This is a genomic window from Nocardia sp. NBC_01388 (genome assembly GCF_045040085.1).
Classification (GTDB): Bacteria; Actinomycetota; Actinomycetes; order Mycobacteriales; family Mycobacteriaceae; genus Nocardia.
The window spans coordinates 494061-518379 of the sequence record NZ_CP109553.1; the positions used below are offsets into that span (position 1 = coordinate 494061).

General features: G+C 66.5%; 22 protein-coding genes and 1 pseudogene. 19 read left to right on the forward strand and 4 right to left on the reverse strand.

The genetic code is table 11. The annotated features are described in order from the left end of the window. Positions 1–297 precede the first annotated feature (297 nt). From OG716_RS02305 to OG716_RS02320, 4 genes and pseudogenes are all read left to right on the forward strand, one after another. Positions 298–1665: a hypothetical protein gene (locus OG716_RS02305; RefSeq protein WP_405140298.1), complete on the forward strand. Its 1368-nt coding sequence runs from the start codon at positions 298–300 to the stop codon at positions 1663–1665. A 65-nt stretch (positions 1666–1730) separates the two neighbouring features. Further along, positions 1731–2456 (forward strand): annotated as a pseudogene (locus OG716_RS02310) (hypothetical protein); the annotation flags it as partial. A 536-nt stretch (positions 2457–2992) separates the two neighbouring features. Further along, positions 2993–3895, forward strand: coding sequence for an HAD-IIA family hydrolase (locus OG716_RS02315; RefSeq protein WP_405136046.1), 903 nt, complete (start codon positions 2993–2995; stop codon positions 3893–3895). Positions 3896–3993: 98 nt separating this feature from the next. Further along, positions 3994–4431 (forward strand): GNAT family N-acetyltransferase, encoded by a 438-nt coding sequence (locus tag OG716_RS02320; RefSeq protein WP_405136047.1) that lies wholly within the window; start codon positions 3994–3996, stop codon positions 4429–4431. Positions 4432–4435: 4 nt separating this feature from the next. On the opposite strand, the gene OG716_RS02325 is transcribed toward OG716_RS02320, so the two are convergent. After that, on the reverse strand, positions 4436–5194 hold the full coding sequence (locus tag OG716_RS02325; protein WP_405136048.1) for a class I SAM-dependent methyltransferase: 759 nt from the start codon (positions 5192–5194) through the stop codon (positions 4436–4438). A gap of 138 nt (positions 5195–5332) precedes the next feature. Here OG716_RS02325 and OG716_RS02330 point away from each other — a divergent pair, with 138 nt between their 5' ends. Genes OG716_RS02330 through recN form a run of 4 tightly spaced genes read left to right on the forward strand, consistent with a single transcriptional unit; the run spans position 5333 to position 9260 of the window. Beyond that, on the forward strand, positions 5333–5599 hold the full coding sequence (locus OG716_RS02330; protein WP_405136049.1) for a hypothetical protein: 267 nt from the start codon (positions 5333–5335) through the stop codon (positions 5597–5599). A gap of 1 nt (position 5600) precedes the next feature. Next, entirely contained in the window at positions 5601–6473 is an 873-nt protein-coding gene (locus OG716_RS02335; RefSeq protein WP_405136050.1) for a TlyA family RNA methyltransferase, read from the forward strand. Beyond that, positions 6437–7510 (forward strand): NAD kinase, encoded by a 1074-nt coding sequence (locus OG716_RS02340; protein ID WP_405139466.1) that lies wholly within the window; start codon positions 6437–6439, stop codon positions 7508–7510. The genes OG716_RS02335 and OG716_RS02340 overlap by 37 nt, the downstream gene beginning before the upstream one ends. Continuing rightward, positions 7488–9260 carry a DNA repair protein RecN gene (gene recN / locus OG716_RS02345; protein WP_405136051.1) on the forward strand — a complete coding sequence of 591 codons (1773 nt, stop codon included), beginning with the start codon at positions 7488–7490 and terminating at the stop codon, positions 9258–9260. Before OG716_RS02340 ends, recN begins: the two co-directional genes overlap by 23 nt. Positions 9261–9339: 79 nt before the next feature. On the opposite strand, the gene OG716_RS02350 is transcribed toward recN, so the two are convergent. Beyond that, positions 9340–9759, reverse strand: a complete 420-nt coding sequence (locus OG716_RS02350) for an SRPBCC family protein (protein WP_355125908.1) — start codon at positions 9757–9759, stop codon at positions 9340–9342. A gap of 163 nt (positions 9760–9922) precedes the next feature. Between OG716_RS02350 and steA the strand changes: the two genes are divergently transcribed. The 11 genes from steA (at position 9923) to der (ending at position 22825) form a co-directional block, all read left to right on the forward strand. Further along, positions 9923–11134, forward strand: coding sequence for a putative cytokinetic ring protein SteA (gene steA, locus OG716_RS02355; RefSeq protein WP_405136052.1), 1212 nt, complete (start codon positions 9923–9925; stop codon positions 11132–11134). Positions 11135–11141: 7 nt separating this feature from the next. Next, positions 11142–12062, forward strand: a complete 921-nt coding sequence (locus OG716_RS02360; RefSeq protein ID WP_405136053.1) for a copper transporter — start codon at positions 11142–11144, stop codon at positions 12060–12062. A 99-nt stretch (positions 12063–12161) separates the two neighbouring features. Next, positions 12162–13880 carry a CTP synthase gene (locus OG716_RS02365; protein ID WP_405136054.1) on the forward strand — a complete coding sequence of 573 codons (1719 nt, stop codon included), beginning with the start codon at positions 12162–12164 and terminating at the stop codon, positions 13878–13880. A 214-nt stretch (positions 13881–14094) separates the two neighbouring features. Next, a complete protein-coding gene (locus OG716_RS02370) occupies positions 14095–14739 on the forward strand; it encodes an NUDIX domain-containing protein (RefSeq protein WP_405136055.1) in 645 nt (214 codons plus the stop codon). A 202-nt stretch (positions 14740–14941) separates the two neighbouring features. Next, complete coding sequence (gene xerD / locus OG716_RS02375) at positions 14942–15862, forward strand: site-specific tyrosine recombinase XerD (protein WP_355125918.1); 921 nt, start codon at positions 14942–14944, stop codon at positions 15860–15862. 193 nt (positions 15863–16055) lie between these two features. Then, complete coding sequence (locus OG716_RS02380) at positions 16056–16949, forward strand: ParA family protein (protein WP_327146627.1); 894 nt, start codon at positions 16056–16058, stop codon at positions 16947–16949. 155 nt (positions 16950–17104) lie between these two features. After that, entirely contained in the window at positions 17105–17980 is an 876-nt protein-coding gene (locus tag OG716_RS02385) for a segregation and condensation protein A (RefSeq protein WP_405139469.1), read from the forward strand. After that, positions 17977–18870: an SMC-Scp complex subunit ScpB gene (gene scpB / locus OG716_RS02390; RefSeq protein ID WP_405136056.1), complete on the forward strand. Its 894-nt coding sequence runs from the start codon at positions 17977–17979 to the stop codon at positions 18868–18870. The genes OG716_RS02385 and scpB overlap by 4 nt, the downstream gene beginning before the upstream one ends. Before the next feature lie 924 nt (positions 18871–19794). Beyond that, positions 19795–20679 (forward strand): pseudouridine synthase, encoded by an 885-nt coding sequence (locus tag OG716_RS02395; protein ID WP_405136057.1) that lies wholly within the window; start codon positions 19795–19797, stop codon positions 20677–20679. A gap of 65 nt (positions 20680–20744) precedes the next feature. Then, entirely contained in the window at positions 20745–21413 is a 669-nt protein-coding gene (gene cmk / locus OG716_RS02400; RefSeq protein ID WP_405139471.1) for a (d)CMP kinase, read from the forward strand. Further along, complete coding sequence (gene der, locus OG716_RS02405) at positions 21410–22825, forward strand: ribosome biogenesis GTPase Der (RefSeq protein WP_355125922.1); 1416 nt, start codon at positions 21410–21412, stop codon at positions 22823–22825. Before cmk ends, der begins: the two co-directional genes overlap by 4 nt. A gap of 556 nt (positions 22826–23381) precedes the next feature. Here der and OG716_RS02410 read toward each other — a convergent pair. Next, entirely contained in the window at positions 23382–23717 is a 336-nt protein-coding gene (locus OG716_RS02410; RefSeq protein ID WP_405136058.1) for a hypothetical protein, read from the reverse strand. Positions 23718–23815: 98 nt separating this feature from the next. Then, entirely contained in the window at positions 23816–24250 is a 435-nt protein-coding gene (locus tag OG716_RS02415; protein ID WP_405136059.1) for a hypothetical protein, read from the reverse strand. Positions 24251–24319: the final 69 nt, after the last annotated feature.

A 24319-nucleotide genomic window follows, 5' to 3' on the forward strand; every position in this document is an offset into this window, starting at 1 on the left:
TGTTGGGTCCCCTTTCGTCGTTTTAGACCCGGTGCCGCCTGGACGCTCAGCGGCGCGTGATTGAATTTGTGGTGGCGGGCTGTGCCGCCAACCCTCACGCGCGCCAGCGCCGCGGGCCGGGTACCGCAGGCAAACTATAGAGAGGGATCACCGTGGCGGAGCAGAGCGACGACCGTAAACCTTTCCGCCGTAGCGGCGGATCCGGTGAGGGCAGCAGCAGCCGGCCGGCGCGCGACAATAGTTCGGGCGATCGGCGTGACCAGGGCAAGTCGGGCTTCAATCGAAGCAGCAGCGGCGGTGGTTTCAATCGTGACGGCGGGCGGGACGCCGGGCGCGGTAGCACGGGTCGTGGAGACAGCGACCGTGGTAGCTCCAATCGGAGTGAAGGCAGCCGAGGTGGCAGCTTCAACCGAGAGGGCGGCCGCGATAACGCAGGCACCCGTGACAGTGGCAGCGCCGGCTTCGGCCGTGGCGGCTCCAATCGTGAGAACCAGGGTCGCGACGGCGGCCGCAGCGGTTTCGGCCGTGGCGAGAGCCGGGACAGCAATTCCGGCAGTCGCGGTGGATTCAACCGCAGCAGCGATAACCGGAGCAGTGACAGCCGCGGTGGCGACAGCCGTGGCAACTTCAACCGCGACAGCAACAGCGGTGAGCGCGGTGGATTCAACCGCGGCAGTGCGAGTGGTGGCGGTTTCAATCGCAGCAGCGACAGCCGTGGCAGCGATAGCCGTAGCGGTGGGTTCAACCGGTCCGGCGAAGGCCGTGACAATGACCGTGGCGGATTCCGCCGATCCGGTGAAAGCGCTGGTAGTGACCGTGGCGGGTTCAACCGTGGTGGCGATAGCCGCGGTGGGGACAGCCGGGGCGGGTTCAACCGCGATAGCAATAGTGGTGGTGGGTTCAACCGCAGCAGCGACAGTCGCGGCGACAGCCGGGGTGGCGAGCGCGGTGGATTCAACCGCAGTGAAAGCCGTGACAGTGATCGCGGCGGTTTCAACCGTGGCGGCGCGAGCGGCGGCGGTTTCAATCGCAGCAGCGACAGCGATAGCCGCGGTGGCGACAACCGTAGCGGCGGTTTCAACCGTGGCGGCGATAGCCGTGGCAGTGACAGCCGGGGCGATAGCCGTGGTGGTGATCGCGGCGGTTTCAACCGCGGTGGCGATAGCCGCAGCAGTGACAGCCGTGGTGGCGATCGTGGTGGATTCAATCGCGACAGCAGTAGCGGTGAGCGCGGTGGCTTCAATCGTGGTGGCGATAGCCGCGGTGGGGACAGCCGTGGTGGGTTCAACAGCGGTGGTGGATTCAACCGTGGCAGCGATAACCGCGGCAGTGACAGCCGTGGTGGCGATCGTGGTGGATTCAATCGCGACAGCAGTAGCGGTGAGCGCGGTGGTTTCAATCGTGGCGAGCGTCGTGAAGGCGATCGTGATGAGCGAAAGACCTTCGGCCGCAGTGGTTTCAGTGCCGACCGGCCGAGCTCGGGTGGCGGTTTCAATCGTGACCGTGCCGACCGCCCGGACCGTGACCGTGCCGACCGGCCCGCTCGTGACCGTGCTGACCGCCCGGACCGCGATCGTGCGGAGCGTCCGGATCGCGACCGTTCCGAGCGTCCCGCCCGTGACGACGCGGCGCGTCCCGACCGGAGCGAGCGTCCTGCCCGCGTAGAGCGCCCGGAGCGTTCCGAGCGCCCGGAGCGTTCGTCCTTCGCCGGTCGTGACGATTCGTCCGACCGTCGTCGTGGCGGCGAGGGTGCGCGCTTCGGCGGCGATTCCCGTGGTGGCGAACGCCGTGCGAGTCGCCCGGATGAGCCGGAGTTGCCGGAGGAGGTGCAGGCCTCGGATCTCGAGCCCGCTGTGCGCCGCGATCTGCTGAGCCTGGACAAGACCAATGCCGATTCCGTGGCCCGGCACCTCATCATGGTGGCGCAGCTGCTGGATGAGGATCCGGAGCTGGCTCTCGAGCATGCTCGTGCGGCCCGTCAGCGTGCCGGTCGTATTGCGGTAGTGCGTGAGACCAATGGTGTCGCGGCCTACCACGCCGGTGAATGGGCGGAGGCGCTGTCCGAGCTGCGTACCGCGCGACGCATGTCCGGCGGCGCCGGTCTGCTCGCGGTCATGGCCGATTGCGAGCGCGGCCTCGGCCGTCCCGAGCGTGCCATCGAACTGGGCCGCAGCGATGAGGCCCGCCTGCTGAAGGGCGACGAGGCCACCGAGCTGCGCATTGTGGTTGCCGGCGCCCGCATGGATCTCGGTCAGTACGACCAGGCCGTGGTGAGCCTGCAGACCACGGAACTGGATCCGTCCAAGACGGGTTCGGCTTCCGCGCGCCTGTTCTACGCCTATGCCGAGGCCCTGCTGGCCGCCGGTCGGGCGGAGGAATCGCTGACCTGGTTCATGAACGCCGCGTCCGCTGATACCGAGGGTGAGACCGATGCCGAGGACCGCGCTGCGGATCTGGCCGAGGGTGGATCCGGCCATTCGGAGTGGACCACCGCGGTGGCCGACGGGGCCGAATCCGGCGAGGACGACGAGTCGGACTGGACCGCCGCCGTGAACGACGGCACCGAGGACGACGAAGACGCGGATGCCGAAGACGACGAGGACGACTTCGCGGAAGCGGACGACTTCGACGACGAGGATGACGACGACTCGGACGTGGTGCCGGCCGCTGCCGCATCGACCGAGAAGTCCGACAGTGCGGACAAGTCCGACGGCGCTGACAAGTCAGACAGCGTCGACGAGACGGACCGCGCTGACAACTCCGATAGCGCCGACGAGGCCGAAAAGCCCAGCGGCACTGAGCCGGTCGCCGAATCCGCCACCGCGACCCCGGTCGACACCGAGGCCGCGGACAAGGCCGAGGACGTCGACAGCAAGAAGTAGTCGGCCGCATGCGAGATCTGGTCGTGGCATCGACCTAGTAGGCTGGCCGTCCCTGTAAGGGGCGGCCAGCCGATCGGTTTCGGGCGAAGAAGTGTGAGAGAGGCGTCGTTATGCGGCTACGGGATCGGTTCGGCGCACTGCTGCTGGATCTGGATGGCACCCTGTATCGCGGGCACGAGGTGATTCCCGGTGCGCCGGAAGTGCTTTCGGGTGCACCGGAGCAGCGTCTGGCCTATGTCACCAACAATGCCAGTCGTTCCGCCGCCGCCGTGGTGATGCATCTGCGCGAAATCGGTTTCACCGCAGGCGAAGACGATGTCGTCACCAGCGCGCAAGCCGCCGCCCATCTGCTCGCGGCCCGTCTCGAGCCGGGTGCGTCGGTACTCGTGGTCGGCACCGATGATCTCGCGGCCGAGATGACTGCCGTTGGCCTGCAGCCGGTTCGCCGTTTCAACGGTGTCGCCCCCGCCGCCGTGGTGCAGGGCCACTCTCCGGAGACGGCCTGGCCGGATCTGGCCGAGGCCGCGTACGCCTTGCGCGCCGGCGCGCTCTGGGTGGCCGCGAATACCGATGCGACACTCCCGAACGAGCGTGGTCTGGCTCCAGGCAACGGTTCCATGGTCGCAGCCCTGCGCACCGCCTCCGGCCTCGAACCCATTGTGGCGGGCAAGCCCTACGCGCCCCTGCTCGAGGATGCCCTCGCCCGGGTCGGCACCCGGGAGGCCCTGGTGGTCGGTGACCGCCTCGACACCGATATCGACGGCGCCCACACTGTCGGCCTCGAATCCTTCCTGGTTCTCACCGGTGTGAGCACCCTCGCGGACCTCCGCACCCAGCCCCCCGGCCGCCCCCCCACCTACATCGCGGAATCCCTTGACGCCCTGAATTATCCGGTCGCCGATACCGCCCCCATCACGCCCGGCGACGGCGATATCGCCGATGTCATCGGCGCTCTTCTGCAGAAGCACCCCGGCCGCGCAATCGCCGTCGCGGCTCCGCCTGCCGCCCGATAAGTGATTTCCACGGTCCGGCATTCCATCGAAATTGGTTTGCCGGACTTTCCGGTAAGTGGCCCTGTAGTCATCACTCCGCATTCACTACCGTCGATACGGTGACCGAAGTACGCGAAATTCCCGCAGGACAGACCGAGTTGGCCGCTACGGCCTTGCTGGCGCTGCGCCCCCGCTGGGAAACCGCCGCCGCCATTGTCGACCTGATCGATACCCGCCTTCGCCCGGCAGGTTATCGGCTGGTCGGCATTTTCGACGATGCTTCCGATACCGCCGTCGCGGTCATCGGTTTCCGGGTCGCGTATTCGACAGCCTGGGGCCGTCATCTCTATGTCGACGATCTCAGCACACTGCCGCAGTCCCGTGGCCGCGGCCACGGTGACACCCTTATGCACTGGATTCGGAATGAGGCAGTCAACCTCGAATGTGAAGCGGTGCAGCTGGATTCCGGTGTGGCCCTGGACCGGGCTCCGGCGCACCGCCTGTACATGCGGCACCACCTGGCCATCACCGCACACCACTTCACCCTCGGATTGTGAACTGCTACTCGGGCTTGCGGGCTTCGAACAGTGTCCGCGAGGAGTGAGCGACAAACGGTCCCTCGGCGGTGATCTGCTGATGGAGATCGCGCAGGCGGTCCCGGTATGCCGCCACGGTGAAGCCGGGGACCATCCAGATGACTTTACGGAGGAAGTAGACGACCGCGCCGATATCGTTGAAGCGCATGGGGAGTCGTTCGGTATGGCATTGAACGATTTCCAGGCCGGCGGTTCGGGCGGCGGCGGATTCGTTCGAGGGGTCTCGGCCGGTGCGGGCCTGCGGCTGCGGTCCGAGGAAGTATTCGACGAGCTCGAATACACTGGCCGGGCCCACATGCTGCGCGAAGTAGGTTCCGCCCGGTTGCAGTACGCGTGCGATCTCATCCCACCAGAGGGTTGCGGGATGACGGCTGGTGACCAGGTCGAAGGCCGCGTCGGCGAAGGGGAGCGGCGGTTCGTCCGGATCGGCGACCACCACCGCGCCGCGCGGGTGCAGCAGCCGGGTGGCCTTGGCCAGATTCGGCGGCCATGATTCGGTGGCGACCATGGTCGGCGGGAAGTGCGCGGCCTCGGCCAGCACCTCACCGCCGCCGGTCTGAATATCCAGCGCCGCCTGTGCGCTCGCCAGTCGCTGTGCCTGTTGCCGCTGATACCCCCAGGACGGCCGCTGTTCGCTGGCGCGCCCGTCCAGCCAGGAGAAGTCCCAGCCGGCTACCGAGACGGCGTCGGCTTCGTCGACGAGGTCTTCGAAGTTGCGATCCATTTGCCCGATTCTGCCAGGGCCGTCCACCGGATTTCCGTATCGCGCGCCCGCCCGCGGCGGAGTCGGTCGGACACACGAGCCGAACCTTCGCGGCCTGGATACTGTTCGAATGCAAGTTCGGGTAGCGTTGTCGCCACCATGAGTACGCCCACGCCCCACCCGCCGTTTCCCGCCCCGGGACCCCGTCCGGGGATGCCGCTGCCGGGGCAGCATGTGCCAGGTGCGACCCAGGAGTTCGCCGATCCGGCGCGAGTGCGCGCGGATGTCGACGCGCTGCTGACCGAATTGTCGGCGGGCGCCCGGGATTCGGCCTCCGACGGTACGGATATGGTGCGCCGCGCGCGCATTCTGGAGCAGGCGCACGAGGTGCTCGTGCAGGCCCTGGCAACGGTGGACAAGATCTAGGGTGGCCAGACGCGCACGGGTGGACGCCGAACTGGTTCGCCGCGGGTTGGCGCGGTCGCGGGAACACGCGGTCGAGCTGATCGACGCGGGCCGTGTCCTCATCAATGGAACTGTTGCCACCAAACCCGCCACCGGTGTGGAGACCGGCGCTCCGCTGCTGGTGCGCGATGAGCCGAACGAGGTGCAGTGGGCCTCGCGCGGCGCGCACAAACTGCTGGGCGCGCTGACGGCCTTCGAAGCCGAGGGCGTCTCGGTCGAGAACAAGCGCTGCCTCGATGCGGGAGCGTCGACCGGCGGCTTCACCGATGTGCTGCTGTCCAAGGGCGCCAAGGAAGTGGTGGCCGCGGATGTCGGCTACGGACAGCTGATCTGGCGTCTGCAGAACGATGACCGCGTGCTGGTGCACGATCGCACCAATGTGCGCGCGCTGACTCCCGAACTCATCGGCGGCACAGTCGAATTGGTGGTCGCCGACCTGTCGTTCATCTCCCTGGCCCTGGTCTTGCCCGCGCTGGCCGCCTGCTGCGCGCCGGGCGCGGATCTGCTGCCCATGGTGAAACCGCAGTTCGAGGTCGGTAAGGACCGTCTCGGATCCGGTGGCGTGGTGCGGGATCCGGCGCTGCGGGCCGAAACGGTGCGCGAGGTGGCCGCCGCCGCCGCGAAGCTGGGCCTGCGGACCCGCGGTGTGGTGGCGAGCCCGCTGCCGGGCCCGTCCGGGAATGTCGAGTACTTCCTGTGGTTGCGTAAGGATGGAGTGTCGGACCCGAGCGATACGGTGTCCGCTGCGAGCTCTGCGTCCGCCGTTTACAGTGCGGAGGAGCAGGCTCGGGTAGCGGCATCGATCGAGCGGGCGGTGGAGGAGGGACCACAGTGAATTCGCGGGAGACCGGGCGGGAGATCCTGCTGGTCGCGCATCCGGGTCGCACCGAGATCACCGAAACCGCGCATCGGGTGGCCAAGATCTTCGATGAGGCGGGCATCGGCCTGCGCGTGCTCGAGGACGAGGCATACAGCACCCGTTTCGATCTCGACACGCCCAGCGAGGCCGTCGGCTATCCGGTGCGCATCATGCCGCACGGCCCGGATGCGGGTGTCGGCTGCGAGATGGTGCTCGCGCTCGGTGGTGACGGCACCTTCCTGCGCGCCGCCGAATTGGCGCGTGATGCGTCGGTGCCGGTGCTGGGAATCAATCTGGGCCGCATCGGTTTTCTGACCGAGGCCGAGGCCGAACATCTGGATGAGGCGCTGTCGCAGGTGGTTCGGCGCGATTACACGCTCGAGCAGCGCATGACCATCGATGTCAGCGTGCGCGTGGACGATGTGATCGTCGAGCGCGGCTGGGCCTTGAACGAGGCGAGTATCGAAAACGCCGCGCGCATGGGCGTTCTCGAATTGGTGCTCGAGGTGGACGGTCGCCCGGTGTCGGCCTTCGGCTGCGATGGGGTGCTGATCGCCACGCCGACCGGTTCGACGGCCTATGCTTTCTCCGCCGGCGGTCCGGTGGTGTGGCCGGAACTCGAAGCGCTGCTGGTGATTCCGAGCAATGCCCATGCGCTGTTCGCGCGTCCGCTGGTCACCAGTCCGGCGTCGCGGATCGCGGTGGAAACCGTTGCCACCGGCCATGATGCCATTGTTTTCCTCGACGGCCGACGCACCCTCGCACTGCCGCGGGGCGGCCGGGTCGAGGCGGTCCGCGGGGCCGAGCCGGTGCGCTACGTGCGGTTGGATTCCGCACCGTTCGCAGACCGGATGGTGCGCAAGTTCCAGTTGCCCGTGACAGGCTGGCGAGGCCGCCCGTCTGCGCGGTCAGGCGCGGAGGCGGCAGCCCGTGTAACCACGGAGCGTCCGAGTGCAGGCGAGATAGATAACCGCCGAACGGAGAGCACGAGTGCTGACAGAGATCAGGATTGACGGGCTGGGCGTAATTTCCACCGCCACCGCGCAATTCCATGAGGGTTTGACCGTTTTGACCGGTGAGACCGGTGCGGGCAAGACGATGGTGGTGACGAGCCTGCACCTGCTCAGTGGGGCCCGCGCCGATCCGGGGCGGGTGCGCCTGGGCGCCTCCCGCGCGGTGGTCGAAGGCCGCTTCACCGTGGACGATGTCCACGAGGGGGCCATTGCCGAGGTCGAGGAGGTACTCGAATCCTCCGGCGCCGAACGCGATGACGACGGCAGCATCATCGCCGTCCGCACGGTGGGCAGTGACGGCCGGTCCCGCGCGCATCTGGGCGGCCGCGGCGTCCCCGCCTCGGTGCTCTCGGATTTCACGACACCGCTGCTGACGGTGCACGGCCAGAATGATCAGCTGCGCCTGCAGCGCCCGGATCAGCAACTGCACGCACTCGATCAGTTCGCCGGCGATTCGGTTGCCGGACTGCTGAAGAAGTATCAGAAGGTACGCCGGGTCTGGCTGGACGCACGCAATCAATTGGTCGAGCGCACCGCCCGCAGCCGCGAATTGGCGCTCGAGGCCGATCATCTGACCCAGTCGCTGAACGAAATCGATGCCATCGCACCGGAACCCGGTGAGGACGAGCGCCTAGTCGCCGAGGTGCACCGGCTCTCGGATCTGGATTCGCTGCGCGAGGCGGCGTCGACGGCGCACGATGCGCTCGCCGGTCCCTCGGACACGCCCGGCGAGGGTTCGGGTGCGCTGGATCTGCTCGGCACCGCCCGCGCGCGCATGGAGGCCGCCGATGATCCGGCCCTCGTGGGCCTGGCTCCCCGTCTGGGCGAGGCCATTTCGGTGGTGGTGGACCTGACCACCGAACTCAGCTCCTATCTTTCGGATCTGCCGTCCGATCCCGGCGCGCTCGATTCCATGCTCACCCGGCAGGCCGAACTGAAGACGCTCACCAGGAAGTACGCGCCGGATATCGACGGTGTCATCAAGTGGGCCGATGAATCCCGCCTGCGCCTGGCCTCTCTCGACGTTTCCGAGGAGGCTCTGGCCGCGCTGGCCGCGGAGGTCGAAACCGCGGCGGTCAAGGTGCGTGAGGCCGCCCGCAAACTCACCGCCGCGCGCAGCAAGGCCGCGGGCAAGCTGGCCACCGCCGTCAGCACCGAGCTCGGCGGCCTGGCCATGGGCCGGGCGCGGCTGGAGGTCATCGTGCAACCGGTGCCCGCCGGAGTGCAGGATTCCGCCCCGCTCACCATCGACGGCAAGGAATTGCACGCCGGTTCGACCGGTGTGGACGAGGCCGAATTCCGGCTCGCCGCGCATTCGGGCGCACAGCCACTTCCCTTGAGCAAGAGCGCTTCCGGCGGTGAGCTCTCCCGCATCATGCTGGCCCTGGAAGTGGTGCTGGCCAGCTCCGAACACGGCACCACCATGGTTTTCGATGAGGTGGACGCCGGCGTCGGTGGCCGCGCGGCCGTCGAAATCGGCCGCCGCCTGGCCCGATTGGCCCGCACCCATCAGGTCATCGTGGTCACGCACCTGCCGCAGGTGGCGGCCTTCGCCGATACCCACCTGGTGGTCGACAAGGTGGATGACGGCAAGGGCGTCAATTCCGGCGTCCGAGCTCTGACCCGGGATGAGCGGGTTGTCGAATTGGCCCGTATGCTGGCCGGTCTCGACGACACCGAAACCGGTCGCGCACACGCCTGGGAGCTACTGACCACGGCCGACGCCGAAAAGGTCACCGCCGCCGGCTGATCCAAGAACCAGCAGCGAAACACCGAGGGCCCGCGGAGATTATCCGCGGGCCCTCGGTGCATGAACTATGCGAAGCGTCCTACTTGACGGCCTTGCGGGCGCCGCCGAGGAAGGCATTGATCAGACCCTTGAGTCCGACCTCGAGGGCCTTGGCCGGAACGGGCAGGCTCGGCTCGGACTCCATGGTGTAGACCACCCGGGTGCCGCCGGGTGCGTCGGCGAAGGTGATGGTGCCGACGTGGCGCTTGACCGGGGCGCCCTTGATGACGCGGTAGACCATGCGCTCACCGGGGACCAGTTCGGTGGTCTCCTCGGTGATGCCGAGGCCGGCGAGGCCGATCTTGTACTGGGCGCCGACCCCGGAGGGGCTGCCGACGCCCGGCTTCACCAGGGAAATCTGAACGGGCAGATAGGAGTTGAGGGCGTCTCGATCGCTGAAAAGCTTGTAGACGACATCGCGCGGGGCGGACAGGACAGTATCGACGGTGGTGCTGGCCATAACGGTGGGTCTCCTCTCGAACCGTAGTGCGGAGCTTAGCCTTACCGATGGGTAAGAAGACAGTCCCGTCTGGGACATTCCGGCGCAGTTATCAAGTGGCGAATGCTGACGGACCGGCGCGCCTCCACCAATGGTTGAGACTTTCCGGTAAAGATCGATCGTTATGAAGATGCCGGCCCTGTTGACGCGTAGCACCGAAACGCTCCCCGGAATTGTCGGGATGGCCCGGGTCGACCGCAATACCAGGCGTCTGCTGCAGCGCGTGGGACCGGGTGATGTGGTCGTCCTGGACGAAATGGATCTGGATCGGCTCACCGCCGACCGGCTCGTCGAGGCCGGCGTGGCCGCGGTCGTGAACGCCTCGCCGTCCATCTCCGGCCGCTACCCGAACCTGGGGCCGGAGGTGCTGGTGGCCAATGGAATTCTGCTGCTGGACACGCTCAGCTCCGATGTTTTCAAGAAGATCAAGGACGGCTCCAAGGTCCGCATCGACGGCAGTGTCATCTACGCCGACAAGCTGACCAAGAAGGAGCCGGACGCCCTCGTCGAAGGCATCGAGCTCACCGAGTCGAGCATTTCCGAGCGCATGATAGAGGCCCGCAACGGCCTGGCCGATCATCTGGAAGCGTTCGCGGGCAACACCATCGAGTTCATCCGCACCGAGAGTTCCTTGCTCATCGACGGAATCGGGGTGCCCGAGGTCGCGATCGATATGAAGAAGCGGCATGTCGTGGTTGTCGCGGACGGTCCCGAGCATGTGGCTGACCTCAAGCGCATCAAGCCGTTCATCAAGGAGTACGCGCCGATCCTGATCGGAGTCGGCCGCGGCGCGGATACCCTGACCCGCCACGGCTATCGCCCCGACCTGATCGTCGGCGATCCGGAGGAGATCACCGCCACCACGCTCAAATGCGGTGCGGAGGTGATCCTGCCGGCCGATACCGACGGGCACGCAAAGGGTTTGGATCGCATCCAGGATCTGGGCATCGGCGCGACCACCTTCCCGTCCTCGGGCGCGCCCGCCGATCTGGCGCTGCTGCTGGCCGATCATCACGGCGCGACGCTGATCGTCACCGTGGGCGCCGCGGCCTCGCTCGACGACTTCTTCGACCGCGGCCGCCGCGATTCCAATCCGGCCACCTTCCTGACCCGTTTGAAAATGGGCACCAAGCTCATGGACGCGAATGCCGTTGCGGCGCTGTACCGGCACCGCGGATCCGGCTGGGCGCTGGCACTGGTCGTGATGGCCGCGCTGGTGGCGATGATCGTGGTGCTGCTGGCTACGAATATGGGGGGTGAGGCGGCGACCTGGTTCACCGAAACCTGGCATCGCGGCTCGCACTGGTTACAGGTTCAGCTCGATCAGCACAGGTAGGGGACAAGTGATTTCCTTTCGCCACCACGCCGTTTCGATCGCCGCCATCTTCCTGGCCCTCGCGGTCGGCGTGGTGCTCGGCACCCGCACGCACAGCGACGGGTTGTTTCCGGGCACGGGGAACCGGCAGCAGGTGGACTCGCTGACCGCTGAGAACAGCAGGCTCACAGAGCAATTGAAGGCCGCCGACAGCTTCCTGTCCGATGCGGCGGGCAAGGTGCTCGCGAACAGCCTCGCCACCAAGAGCGTACTGCTGTTCACCACACCCGATTCCGACAGCGCCGATGCCGATGCCGTCGCCGCGGCGCTCACCACCGCGGGCGCGGCGGTCACCGGTCGCGTCGCGCTGACAGGGGCTTTCACCGACTCCTCGGAGAGCGATCGGCTGCGCACCGCGCTGACCAATGTTGTTCCCGCCGGCGCGCAGCTCAAGATCGACGCCGCGGATCAGGGCAGCCTGGCCGGGGATCTGCTGGGTCAGGTGCTGCTCACCGATCCGGCCAATAATCAGCCGCGCGGTACCGAGCAGGAACGCGGGCTGGCACTGGAGACCCTGCGCGGCGGCGGGTTCCTGACTTTCGGCGATGTGAAGCCGGCACAGCTGGCCGTCGTGGTGGCCGGTGACGGCGCGCGATCCGGCGAGAACAATCGCGGCACCATCATCGCCAGGTTCGCCGCGGCATTGCGCGCACACGGCGCCGGGGTGGTGCTGGCGGGTCGCTACGGGGCGGCCGAGGGGCCCGGTCCGATCGCCGTGGCGCGCTCGGAAGCGCCGCTGGCAACAATCACCACCGTGGACAATGTGGACCACGAGATCGGCCGCATCACGACCGTGCTCGGGCTCACTGAGCAGCTGAACGGCGGCACCGGGCGGTACGGTACGGGCGACAAGGCGACCTCGCTCACAGTCGCCGCCATGCCGCACTGACCCATCGAGCCAATCACGGGCAATTTCCCGAGTATCGGATCGGCGCGGACTGGCGTGGCATTCGATCGGCATCCCGAATCCGTGTTACCGTGAAGTCCCGTGGGTCAATCACGGATTCCGGCGCGCGCGGCCACGAAACACATCTTCGTCAGCGGTGGTGTCGCCTCTTCACTCGGCAAGGGTCTGACCGCCTCCAGCCTCGGTCAGCTGCTCACGTCACGCGGTTTGCGTGTCACGATGCAGAAGTTGGATCCGTACTTGAACGTCGATCCCGGCACCATGAACCCTTTCCAGCACGGAGAGGTGTTCGTGACCGAGGACGGCGCGGAGACGGACCTCGACGTGGGTCATTACGAACGGTTCCTCGACCGCGATCTCTCCGGGATCGCGAATGTCACTACCGGCCAGATCTATTCGACGGTCATCGCCAAGGAGCGTCGCGGCGAGTACCTCGGTGACACCGTGCAGGTCATCCCGCACATCACCGATGAGATCAAGAATCGCATCCAGGCCATGGCCGGACCGGATCTGCACGGGCAGATTCCGGATGTGGTCATCACCGAAATCGGCGGCACCGTCGGCGATATCGAATCGCAGCCTTTCCTCGAGGCGGCGCGGCAGATTCGGCACGACGTGGGTCGCGACAACTGCTTCTTCCTGCACGTCTCGCTGGTGCCCTACCTGGGCCCCTCGGGCGAGCTCAAGACGAAGCCGACCCAGCACTCGGTGGCGGCGCTGCGCAATATCGGCATCCAGCCCGATGCGCTGATTCTGCGGTGCGATCGCGAAGTGCCACAGCCGCTCAAGAACAAGATCGCGCTCATGTGCGACGTGGAGGTGGATGCCTGCATCTCGACTCCCGACGCGCCGTCGATCTACGACATTCCGAAGGTGCTGCACCGCGAGGGCCTGGACGCGTACGTGGTGCGCCGCCTGGGCCTGCCTTTCCGTGATGTGGACTGGACGGTGTGGGGTGGTCTGCTGGATCGGGTGCACAACCCGCGCGAGCACGTCACCGTCGCGCTGGTCGGCAAGTACGTCGATCTGCCGGACGCTTACCTCTCGGTCACCGAGGCGCTGCGTGCGGGCGGTTTCGCCGCACACGCCAAGGTGAATATTCGCTGGGTGCAGTCCGACGAGTGCGAGACCGAGGCCGGCGCGCGGGCGCATCTGCACGATGTGCACGCGGTGCTGGTGCCCGGCGGCTTCGGCATCCGCGGCATCGAGGGCAAGGTCGGTGCGATCAAGTACGCACGCACCCACGGCATTCCGCTGCTGGGTCTGTGCCTGGGCATGCAGTGCATGGTGATCGAGGCGGCGCGTTCGGTGGGTCTCACCGATGCCAACTCGACCGAATTCGAGCCGGACGTCAAGTATCCGGTCATCTCCACCATGGCCGATCAGCAGCAGGCCGTGGCCGGTGAGGCCGATCTCGGCGGCACTATGCGACTCGGCGCCTATCCGGCGATCCTGGAAGCGGGTTCGGTGGTGGCGCGGGCCTACGGCGAGACCGAGGTGTCCGAGCGGCACCGGCATCGCTACGAGGTCAACAACACCTACCGCGACAAGATCGCCAAGAGTGGTCTGAAGTTCAGCGGTACCTCCCCGGACGGCAAGCTGGTCGAGTTCGTGGAGTTGCCGCAGTCCAAGCATCCGTTCTTCGTCGCCACCCAGGCGCATCCGGAGCTCAAGTCGCGTCCGACGCGTCCGCATCCGCTGTTCGCGGCGCTGATCGGGGCGGCTCTGAAATACAAGCTGGCCGAACAGCTTCCGGTGGATGCCCCGGCCGAGGCTGTTGACGTCGAGAAAGTGAGCTGACCCGCGAGTCTGTCTCGCTGAGACCCTGGCCGAGGGGTTCTTCGTCTGAAAAGGTGACTACTGATTTCGTTCGGTCAGGGTAACTCCTGGGGCACCCCCGAAATCGGGTTGGCACCCAACCGCCGGCACGCGTCCCCGGCTGCGCACGGCACCCAGCCGTGCGCAGAAGTTCCGGGGCGGCGGGACAGCGAGGTGGGAAAGCTATGGTTGCCACATGGCTGAATCCGCGCCCGGAACGCATGAATTCGACACCGTCTCGAGTCGCACCGTGTATTCGGGTGCGATCCTGGCCCTGCGGCTGGATCAGGTGGTCATGCCCGGCGGCAAGGTCGCCGAGCGCGAAGTGATCGAGCACCATGCCGCGGTGGCCGTCGCGGCGGTGGACGAGGACGACAATCTGGTGCTCATCAACCAATACCGGCATCCGATCGGGCGGCGACTACTGGAGCTGCCCGCCGGATTGCTGGACAAACTGGGGGAGGACCCCCTCGAAGCCGCCAAACGCGAACTGGCCGAGGAGACCGGGCTGGCCGCACGCGAATGGTCGGTGCTGGTCGATATCGCACTGTCCCCGGGCTTCACCGATGAGGCGCTGCGCATCTACCTGGCCTCCGGAATCTACGAAACCGAGCAGCCCGAACCGGAATTGGAAGAGGCCGACCTGCAGGTGCTGCGGGTGCCGCTGGCCGAAGCGATGCGGGCCGCACTCGCCGGTGAGATCACCAATGCGACAGCCGTCGCAGGTGTGACAGCACTGATCGCCGCGCGTGCGAGTGGTGCCGAGCTGCGCCCGGCAGCCGCGCCCTGGCCGGGCATGCCTACCGCCTTCCTGGAACGCAAAGCGGCCCAGCGCGACTGATGTCGGCCATCCCGGCCGCGACTGATCTCGCCCACCCCGGCCGCGACTGATCTCGTCATCCCGGCGTGCTTTTGGCCGGGATCCAACAACCCCGCTGCGAGATCCCGGCCAAAGACATGCCGGGATGACGGGTGCGGGCAAATCGGACGCGCGGGATTCGCGGTAGCGGTTGCCTGTCGGTGACTGCTGCCATGATGTGCACGTGCTGAGCCGCCAGATCGACGTCTACCTGGATCATTTGACGGTGGAGCGTGGGTCGGCACGGAATACGCTCAGCGCCTATCGTCGTGATCTGAGCCGGTATCGCGGCTTCCTGGACGGCCGGGGGATCGATACCCTGGCACGGGTTTCCGAGACCGATATCTCCGATTTCATGGTGTCCCTGCGCGCCGGCGACGCCGAGCATCCGGCACTGGCGGCCAGTTCCGCCTCGCGGGCCCTGGTCGCGGTGCGTGGCCTGCACAAATTCTCCGCGGCCGAGGGGGTGACCGATGCCGATGTCGCCCATCCGGTGAAGCCGCCCAGTCCCGCCCGTCGATTACCCAAAGCGCTCCCGTACGACCAGATTTCACGATTGCTCGACGCGGCGGGCGGGGATGCCGCCGATGGCCCGCGCGGTCTGCGCGATCGGGCACTGCTGGAATTGCTCTATTCCACGGGCGCGCGCATCTCCGAGATCATCGGCCTGGACGTCGACGATATCGATGCCGCCGATCGTGCTGTGGTGTTGCGCGGCAAGGGCGGTAAGCAGCGCATGGTGCCCATCGGCCGTCCCGCGCTCGCCGCTGTCGACACCTACCTGGTGCGCGGCCGTCCCGCACTTTCGGTGCGCGGCAAGGGAAACAGCGCTCTGTTTCTCAATCATCGCGGCGGCCGGCTCTCGCGGCAGTCCGCCTGGCAGGTGCTGCACACCGCCGCCGAGCGGGCCGGTATCGCGGCCCACGTTTCCCCTCATACGCTGCGACATTCGTTCGCCACGCACCTGCTGGACGGTGGCGCGGATGTACGTGTGGTGCAGGAGTTACTCGGTCATGCCTCGGTAACCACCACGCAGATCTACACTCTGGTGACCGTCGGCACGTTGCACGAGGTATGGGCGACAGCCCATCCGCGGGCCCGCTAGCCAGCCTGAAGTGCAGGTTTAGGGTGCGTGTCCGAACGTGGGTCTGGTACTGGCAGACGGTAGCGTCTATCAGTGAACCGGCCGCACACGCGGCCGGGCGCGCCGTCCACCGGCACATTCGGTCGGGCGGAGCAAGGGCAGGAACGTCGAAGGAGTAGCGGACGTGACGAAAGCCGGTGGTGCGGGCCAGCGGATCGAGACCGCCGCGCAAACCCTGTGGGAGGCGCCCGATGTGGACGCCGGCGCGGAACTCGGTCCCACTGGGCGACCGCTGCGCGATATCCCCGATCCGAACCCGGTAGATCACACCGGCGACGCTCTGATCGTGGCCATGTGCAATCAGAAGGGCGGCGTCGGCAAGACCACCTCGACCATCAATCTCGGTGCGGCACTGGCCGAACACGGGCGCAAGGTGCTGCTGGTGGATCTCGACCCGCAGGGCGCGCTGTCCGCGGGACTCGGTGTGGCGCATCATGATCTCGATATGACCGTGCACAACCTGCTGGTCGGGCCGGGCAAGGTCAGTGTCGATCAGGTGCTGATGAACACCAAGGTCGAGGGTATGGACCTGCTGCCGAGCAATATCGACCTGTCGGCGGCGGAGATTCAGCTCGTCAACGAGGTCGGCCGCGAGCACACGCTCGGCCGTGCGCTGGCGCCGCTGCGCAATCGCTACGACTACATCCTCATCGACTGCCAGCCGTCGCTGGGTCTGCTCACGGTGAACGCGCTCGCGTGCGCGGACGGTGTGATCATTCCCATGGAGTGCGAATACTTTTCGCTACGTGGGCTAGCGCTGCTCAATGACACCGTGGAGAAGGTCCGGGACCGGTTGAATCCGGCGCTCACCCTGTACGGCATCGTGGTCACCATGTTCGATGCCCGCCTGCTGCATTCGCGTCAGGTCATGACGCGTGTGGTCGAAGTGTTCGGTGATCTGGTGTACGACACGGTGATTTCGCGGACCGTGCGATTCCCGGATGCCAGTGTCGCGGGTGAGCCCATTACCACCTGGGCGCCGAAATCCGGTGGTGCGGAGGCGTATCGGGCTATGGCGCGGGAAGTCATTCACCGGTCGGGCCGTTGAACGATTCGCCCGACCGCACGACCGCGCACCCTCCGGCGGACGTGGATACTCCTTTGTCCGATGCACCCGTGGATGTGCCCGATGCACCCGTGGATTCGCCCGAGGTGCCTGCGGGGGATGGCGGCATTGTCGCCGATATCGTGGCGATCGAGGAAATTGTCGCCGCGCCTGGTGCCGAAGTCCGTGCGGATACCGGCAATTCAGACAAAAAGGTCGGCTTTCATCTGCAGCTGACCAACTTCCAGGGACCCTTCGATCTGCTGTTGCAGCTCATAAGTTCCCGGCGCCTGGATGTCACCGAGGTGGCGCTACACAAGGTCACCGATGAATTCATCGCCTACACCAAGGCTTTGACCGCGAGCATGTCCGAGGAGACGGGCCTGCGCGCGGACAAGATCCTCGACCAGACCACCGAATTCCTGGTTGTCGCCGCGACCCTGCTGGATCTGAAAACCGCGCGATTGCTGCCGTCCGGTGAGGTCACCGACGAGGAAGATCTGGAATTGCTCTCCGCGCGCGACCTGCTTTTCGCGCGGCTGCTGCAGTATCGCGCGTTCAAGCAGGTGGCGGAGCTGCTGGGCGAGCTCGAGGCGGCTGCGCTGCAACGGTATCCGCGCGCGGTGTCGCTCGAGGAGCGCTACCTGGCGCTGCTGCCGGACGTTACGCTGGGAGTGGATGCCGCGGGATTCGCGGAGGTCGCCGCGGCGGCGTTCACCCCGCGCCCGATCCCCACGGTGGGCCTGGATCACCTGCACAATCACGCCATTTCGGTCGCCGAACAGGCCGCGCTGGTGCTGGAGATGCTCAAGAGCCGCGGGGTCGGCGGCTGGACCACCTTCCGGGAGATCTGCGCCGACTGCGAGGTGGCGGTGCAGATCGTCGCCCGCTTCCTGGCGTTGCTCGAGCTCTATCGCGGCAAAACGATCGAGTTCGATCAGCCCGATCCGCTGGGCCCGCTCCGCGTGAGCTGGCTCGGCGAGCTCGCCGACCAACCGGCGGAACCCGTCACTATCGAGGAAGACTACGGATGACCGACGCGATGCAGCAGTCAGAGGCAGTGCACCAGTCGAGCGACGCTGTGTCCGAATCCAGTGCTGCCGTGTCCGAACAGGGCGGGGTCTTGGCCGACGTCGGGTCCAACCCCAGCGATGCATCCGTCCCCGCAGATGCGGTGGCCACGTTCGGCGAGACGAAGTCCGAGGCGGCCGAAGGCGCGCACGAACCGAGCGCGCCGGTCGGAGAATTCGGGCAGACGCGGCTGGATATCGGGGATGTGGTCGAGGACTTCGATCCGGGTGCGCTGGACGAGGACGAGTTCCGGTCGGCGCTCGAGGCGATGCTGCTGGTGGTCGACGCGCCCGCGCCGGTCGACCTGCTCGCAAATGCGGTGAACGACACACCTGTGCGGGTCGAGCGGGCATTGCGCGAGATGTCGGCGGAATTGAGCGCACGCCGCAGTGGCATGGATCTCAGATTTGTGGGTGACGGGTGGCGTTATTACACGCGGACGGAGTTCGCACCCTACGTGGAACGTATGCTGTTGGACGGCGCACGCACGAAGCTCACTCGCGCTGCTTTGGAAACCCTGGCGGTGATCGCCTATCGTCAACCGGTTACCCGGGCCCGAGTGAGTGCGGTGCGCGGAGTGAATATCGACGGCGTGATCAGGACCCTGCTGGCGCGGGGACTGCTCACGGAGGCCGGAACGGACGCGGAGACGAACGGCACCCTGTACGTCACCACCGAACTGTTCTTGGAACGGATCGGGCTCGCGTCACTGTCGGATCTGCCGGCGTTGGCGCCGCTGCTCCCGGGCGTCGACCTGATCGATGAGATCAACGAGAGCCTGGACACCGACCCCCGGTACACCAGGCTGAAAAAACCGGCCGAGGCGGATATCAACCTCGGCACCGAAGACTGAAATTAGGACAACGTGAATACTCCCGCTCGCCGAGATGGCACACCGGAACGTAGTAAACGTGGATTCGAATCGCCCCGGGGCGATTCGCAGGCCGCCCGAGGCCGGACCGACAGGTCCGCGCAATCACGGGGTGGCGATTCATATGGAAGTGGCAATTCGCGCGGTGGCAGCTCCGCCCCGCGCACCGGATCACGCGGAGACTCGAAGTCGTGGGGTGGCGGCTCGTCTCGCGGAGGATCCTCGGACAGTTCGCGCGGGGGTTCCCGCGGCGGCTCCGGATCGTTTGAGGGCTCGCGCGGCGGCTCCGGTTCATACGAATCGCGTGGCGGCTCGGGTTACCAAGGCTCACGGGGCGGTTCGTCCGACTCCCGTGGCAGCTCGGGCTACCAGGGCTCGCGCGGTGGTTCGTCCGACTCCCGTGGTGGCTCCGGTTACCAGGGTTCGCGTGGTGGTTCGTCTGACTCGCGTGGTGGTTCGGGTTACCAGGGTTCGCGTGGTGGTTCGTCTGACTCGCGCGGTAGCTCGGGTTATCAAGGCTCGCGCGGAGATTCGCGTGGTGGCTCCGGTTCGTCTGACTCTCGCGGTGGTTCGTCCGATTCGCGTGGTTATCAGGGTTCGCGTGGTGGTTCGTCTGACTCGCGTGGTGGCTCGGGTTACCAAGGCTCACGCGGAGATTCGCGTTCCTTCGGTGGCGGCGATTCCCGTGGCGGCTCGGGTTACCAGGGCTCGCGTGGTGGTTCGTCCGATTCGCGCGGTAGCTCGGGTTATCAAGGCTCGCGCGGAGATTCGCGTGGTGGCTCCGGTTCGTACGACTCTCGCGGCGGTTCGTCCGATTCGCGTGGTTACCAGGGTTCGCGTGGTGGTTCGTCCGATTCGCGTGGTGCTTCGGCTCCGCGTGGTGCGGCGCCTCGCGGCGGACGCCCGATGGCTCCGAGCACCTCTCCCGCGCCCAAGAAGGCCAAGGTTCATCGGCCTTCGCCCGCTGTCGCGGTGATGCTCAGCAATGCCAAACCCGCCAAGCATCAGAATGTCGACCCGGCGGAGACCACGGGTCCGAAGAAGCTGCCGTGGGGCGAGGGCGAGCGTCTGCAGAAGGTGCTGGCCAAGGCCGGTGTCGCTTCGCGGCGCGTGGCCGAGGACATGATCGATGCGGGTCGCATCGAGGTCGACGGCAAGATCGTGAAAGAGCAGGGTCTGCGGATCGATCCGGAGAACGCGATCGTTCGTGTTGATGGTGTGCGTGTTGTCGTGCGCGATGAGCAGGTCTACCTCGCGCTGAACAAGCCCAAGGGCTGGCAGTCCACCATGTCCGACGAGATGGGCCGCCCGTGTGTCGGCGATATCGTCTCCGAGCGGATCGCGGCCGGCCAGCGGCTCTTCCATGTCGGCCGGCTCGACGCCGATACCGAGGGTCTGCTGCTGCTCACCAATGACGGCGATCTGGCGCACCGCCTGATGCATCCGTCCTTCGAGGTCTCCAAGACCTACCTCGCCACGGTCAACGGCGAGATCAACAACCGCAATGTCGCCAAGGTGCTGCGGGACGGCGTCGAACTCGACGACGGTCCGGCCAAGGTCGACAAGTTCCAGGTGCTCGAGGTCGGCCAGGGCAAGTCGCTGGTCAAGCTCGTGCTGCATGAGGGTCGCAAGCACATTGTGCGTCGCCTGCTGGCCGAGGTCGGCTATCCGGTGACCGCGCTGGTGCGCACCCATGTCGGTCCGGTCGCCCTGGGCGATCAGCGGCCGGGTGCTTTGCGTGTGCTGGGCCGTGACGAAATCGGGAAGCTCTACGAGGCGGTGTCGTTGTGAACGGTGTGGGAAGTGTGAAAGATCGGCTTGCCGGGCTCACCGGTTCCTCATCGCTGGTCGTCGCCATGGATGGTCCGTCCGGTACCGGCAAGTCGAGTGTTTCGCGGAAGCTGGCCGCCCGGCTGGACGCCGCCTACCTCGACACCGGCGCCATGTACCGGGTGGCGACGCTGCGCGTGCTGCGCGGCGGCGTCGATCTGGACGATGCCGAGGCCATTGTGGCGGCCGTCAAGGAATTGCCGCTGACCATCGGCACCGATCCGAGCCGGGAGCTGATCCTGCTCGACGGTGAAGATGTGTCGGAGGAGATTCGCGGCAATGCGGTGACCAAGGCCGTGTCCGCGGTGTCGGCCGTGTCCGAGGTGCGCGATCAATTGGTCGCACTGCAGCGCGGTATCGCGACGACCGCGGGCCGGATTGTGGTCGAGGGCCGCGATATCGGCACCGTGGTGCTGACCGACGCGGATGTGAAGATCTATCTGACCGCGTCCGCCGAGGCGCGGGCCGAGCGCCGCAATGTGCAGAACATTGCCGAGGGCCGCGGCGACGATTTCCAGGCGGTGCTCGCCGATGTGCAGCGCCGCGACAACCTCGACTCCACCCGCAAGGTGTCGCCGCTGCGTCCCGCTGAGGACGCGATTCTGGTCGACACCAGCGAGCTGAACAAGGACGAGGTTATTGACGAGCTGTATCGCGTTGTGCGGCAGCAGATTTCGGCAGGAGGCGCGCAGTGACGCAGGACACCTTCGCCGGTGACGGCATTTGGTCGGATGAAGCCGATTGGGAGATCGCCGAACTCGAGGGCGAGCAGGCCGCGGAAAACCTGCCCATGCCGACGCTGGCCATTGTCGGCCGGCCGAACGTGGGCAAATCGACTCTGGTGAACCGCATTCTGGGCCGCCGTGAAGCGGTGGTCGAGGATGTCCCCGGTGTGACCCGGGACCGTATTTCGTACGAGGCCAACTGGGCCGGACGGCGTTTCCTGGTGCAGGACACCGGCGGCTGGGAGCCTGACGCCAAGGGCCTGCAGCAGGCCGTGGCCCGTCAGGCCGAGGTCGCCATGCAGACCGCCGATGCCATCGTGCTGGTCGTGGACGCCACCGTCGGCGCCACCGCGACGGATGAAGCGGTGGCGAAGGTGTTGCGGCGCAGTAAGACTCCGGTCATCCTGGTCGCCAACAAGGTCGACAACGGCAAGGTCGAATCGGATGCGGCCATGCTGTGGTCGCTCGGTTTGGGTGAGCCCAAGATGGTTTCGGCGACCCACGGTCGCGGTACCGGTGATCTGCTCGACGAGATTCTCATCCAGCTGCCCGAAACCCCCCGTGAGGGAACAGGTCTGGTCGGCGGCCCGCGCCGTGTCGCGCTGGTCGGCAAGCCGAACGTCGGCAAATCCAGTCTGATCAACAAGCTTTCGGGCGTGGAGCGGTCGGTCGTGCACGATGTGGCCGGCACCACCGTCGACCCGGTCGACTCGCTGGTCCAATTGGGCGGCAAGCCTTGGCGTTTCGTCGACACCGCCGGTCTGCGGCGCAAGGTCGGCAATGCCAGCGGCACCGAGTTCTATGCCTCGCTGCGCACCAAGTCGGCCATCGAAGCCGCCGAGGTGGCGGTCATCCTCATCGATGCCTCGCAGCCGATCACTGAGCAGGATCTGCGTGTCATCACCATGATCTCGGAGACCGGCCGGGCCCTGGTGATCGCCTACAACAAGTGGGATCTGGTCGACGAGGATCGCCGTGAGCAGCTGGAACGCGAAATCGATCGGGAAATGGTGCAGGTCCGCTGGGCGCAGCGGGTGAACATCTCGGCCAGCACCGGCCGCGCCGTGCAAAAGCTCGTTCCCGCAATGGAAACCGCACTGGATTCCTGGGACAAGCGCATCTCCACCGGCCGCCTGAACAACTGGCTCAAGGAAGTAGTGGCCGCCACCCCGCCCCCCATGCGCGGCGGCCGCCTCCCCCGAGTCATGTTCGCCACCCAGGCCTCCACGCGTCCCCCGACGTTCGTCCTCTTCACCACGGGCTTCCTCGAGGCCGGCTACCGCCGCTTCATCGAGCGCAAACTCCGCGAAGAGTTCAACTTCGACGGTTCGCCGGTCCAGGTGAACGTCCGCGTCCGCGAAAAGCGCGACCGCAAGAAGTAACCGATCCACCGAAAGGCCCCCGGCGCCCACCGGGGGCCTTTCGCATACCCACCGGCGGGTTCCGCCGGGTACTCGGTAACGTGGTCGGCGTGACCAAGAGAATCGAGTCCACCTTCCTCCGTTGAGTGCTCCCTGCGAGCGCAGCGCGCTCGAGCACCCGGATTCCCTGTTCGTCCACATTGCTCGGCTGCACCGCCTGCATACCGATGGACCGCTGCCCGACGGTGGTGATCCCCTCCCGGATATGGCTGTTGCGCAGCGTAGATCGTGCGAAACCAGTACCTCCGAAGAGCGCAGCGCAACCCTTGTCGCGGCGTGGGAGTCATACATCGCCGACCCCGAGGCCCGGCCGGAGCCAATTCGCGATGTGTTCACTCGCCCGGAAATGTCGATATTTGACGGTGAGTACGCGAAGGAGGACATACCGCTGCCCGCGCCCGATCCGGAACGGCTCCGGCAACTCGGAATCTGGCTGGTGCGCAATAGCAGTGACCGCAGACCTGTTCTGGCTGGTCTGTCGTTACTCGCGGAGGCTGGAACGCCGGAAGACATCCCATTACTGCGCACGATCGGCGTGGCTTCTTGCTTTGTCCGCGGTGCTGTTGCGGCACTGGGCGCTATCCCCGGTACGGCGCCGGATCTTGTCTGGTTGGCTCAGCACACGAAATCGAGTGGGCGCCAGTATGTTCTTCAGGGGCTGGCCGATGCATCGGATCCCGTTGCGCGCCACTGGCTCCTGCGGAATGCAGGGGTTTTCTCCAGTCCCGGACGCAACGACTATGCCCTGCATATCGCGCAGGTCACCGGGCTGGCGGCTGCTCTGACCGAGGACGATCGCGATGATCAGGTCCGCGATCAGGCAATCGGCCTCCTGCTGCAGATGGCCAGGCACGACGATTACGGCACCGTCATCGACCGGTACCCGGATGCGAAGCGTACCCTCGCGCTCGTCGCCGCCGAAACCAGTTGGATGACACCGACATCGGACCGCTATGCGGACCTGACCGCTCTCGTCGAGGACCTCCGCACCGGTGCTTCGGCCTGTCTCGACTGGGCGAACGATGAGCGTGAAGCCGTACTGGACCGCCTGCTGGCAGTCCTGCGCTCTCCGGCTTGGATCCGAACCCTGACCGTCTCGGCGGATTCCGACCCGTACTTCGCATGGCGGGCGCGCTGGGCGCGCAATATCGTTGACGCCCGATACGAAGCGGATGCCCCCCGGCATTTCTGGAGGCCCTGCACCGGTGTCAGGAACAGGTCGGGGCGAGCGGTGAGGAAGATGCGGATCAGCCACTGGATGATTCGACTGTGGTCCCCGTCCGGCACTGCCTTGGCCCCCAGCTTCCCGTTGACGAACTCGAGCCGCACACCCTCCGCAATACGATCGGCCGCCCGGGCGAGTTCCTCGAACTCCTCGATCGTCATGAGTGACTCATGCACGGCGGTCATATCCTCACGGTACGGCGCGCTTTCGGCTTGTGACGGGCAAGCGCG

What these genes read in the sequence shown, in the direction of transcription:
- OG716_RS02315 (WP_405136046.1), top strand. Translation starts at nt 2,993, where the DNA reads ATGCGGCTACGGGATCGGTTCGGCGCACTGCTGCTGGATCTGGATGGC.
- OG716_RS02325 (WP_405136048.1), bottom strand. Translation starts at nt 5,194, where the DNA reads ATGGATCGCAACTTCGAAGACCTCGTCGACGAAGCCGACGCCGTCTCG.
- OG716_RS02330 (WP_405136049.1), top strand. Translation starts at nt 5,333, where the DNA reads ATGAGTACGCCCACGCCCCACCCGCCGTTTCCCGCCCCGGGACCCCGT.
- OG716_RS02350 (WP_355125908.1), bottom strand. Translation starts at nt 9,759, where the DNA reads ATGGCCAGCACCACCGTCGATACTGTCCTGTCCGCCCCGCGCGATGTC.
- steA (WP_405136052.1), top strand. Translation starts at nt 9,923, where the DNA reads ATGAAGATGCCGGCCCTGTTGACGCGTAGCACCGAAACGCTCCCCGGA.
- OG716_RS02370 (WP_405136055.1), top strand. Translation starts at nt 14,095, where the DNA reads ATGGCTGAATCCGCGCCCGGAACGCATGAATTCGACACCGTCTCGAGT.
- scpB (WP_405136056.1), top strand. Translation starts at nt 17,977, where the DNA reads ATGACCGACGCGATGCAGCAGTCAGAGGCAGTGCACCAGTCGAGCGAC.
- OG716_RS02395 (WP_405136057.1), top strand. Translation starts at nt 19,795, where the DNA reads ATGGCTCCGAGCACCTCTCCCGCGCCCAAGAAGGCCAAGGTTCATCGG.
- cmk (WP_405139471.1), top strand. Translation starts at nt 20,745, where the DNA reads ATGGATGGTCCGTCCGGTACCGGCAAGTCGAGTGTTTCGCGGAAGCTG.
- OG716_RS02415 (WP_405136059.1), bottom strand. Translation starts at nt 24,250, where the DNA reads ATGACGATCGAGGAGTTCGAGGAACTCGCCCGGGCGGCCGATCGTATT.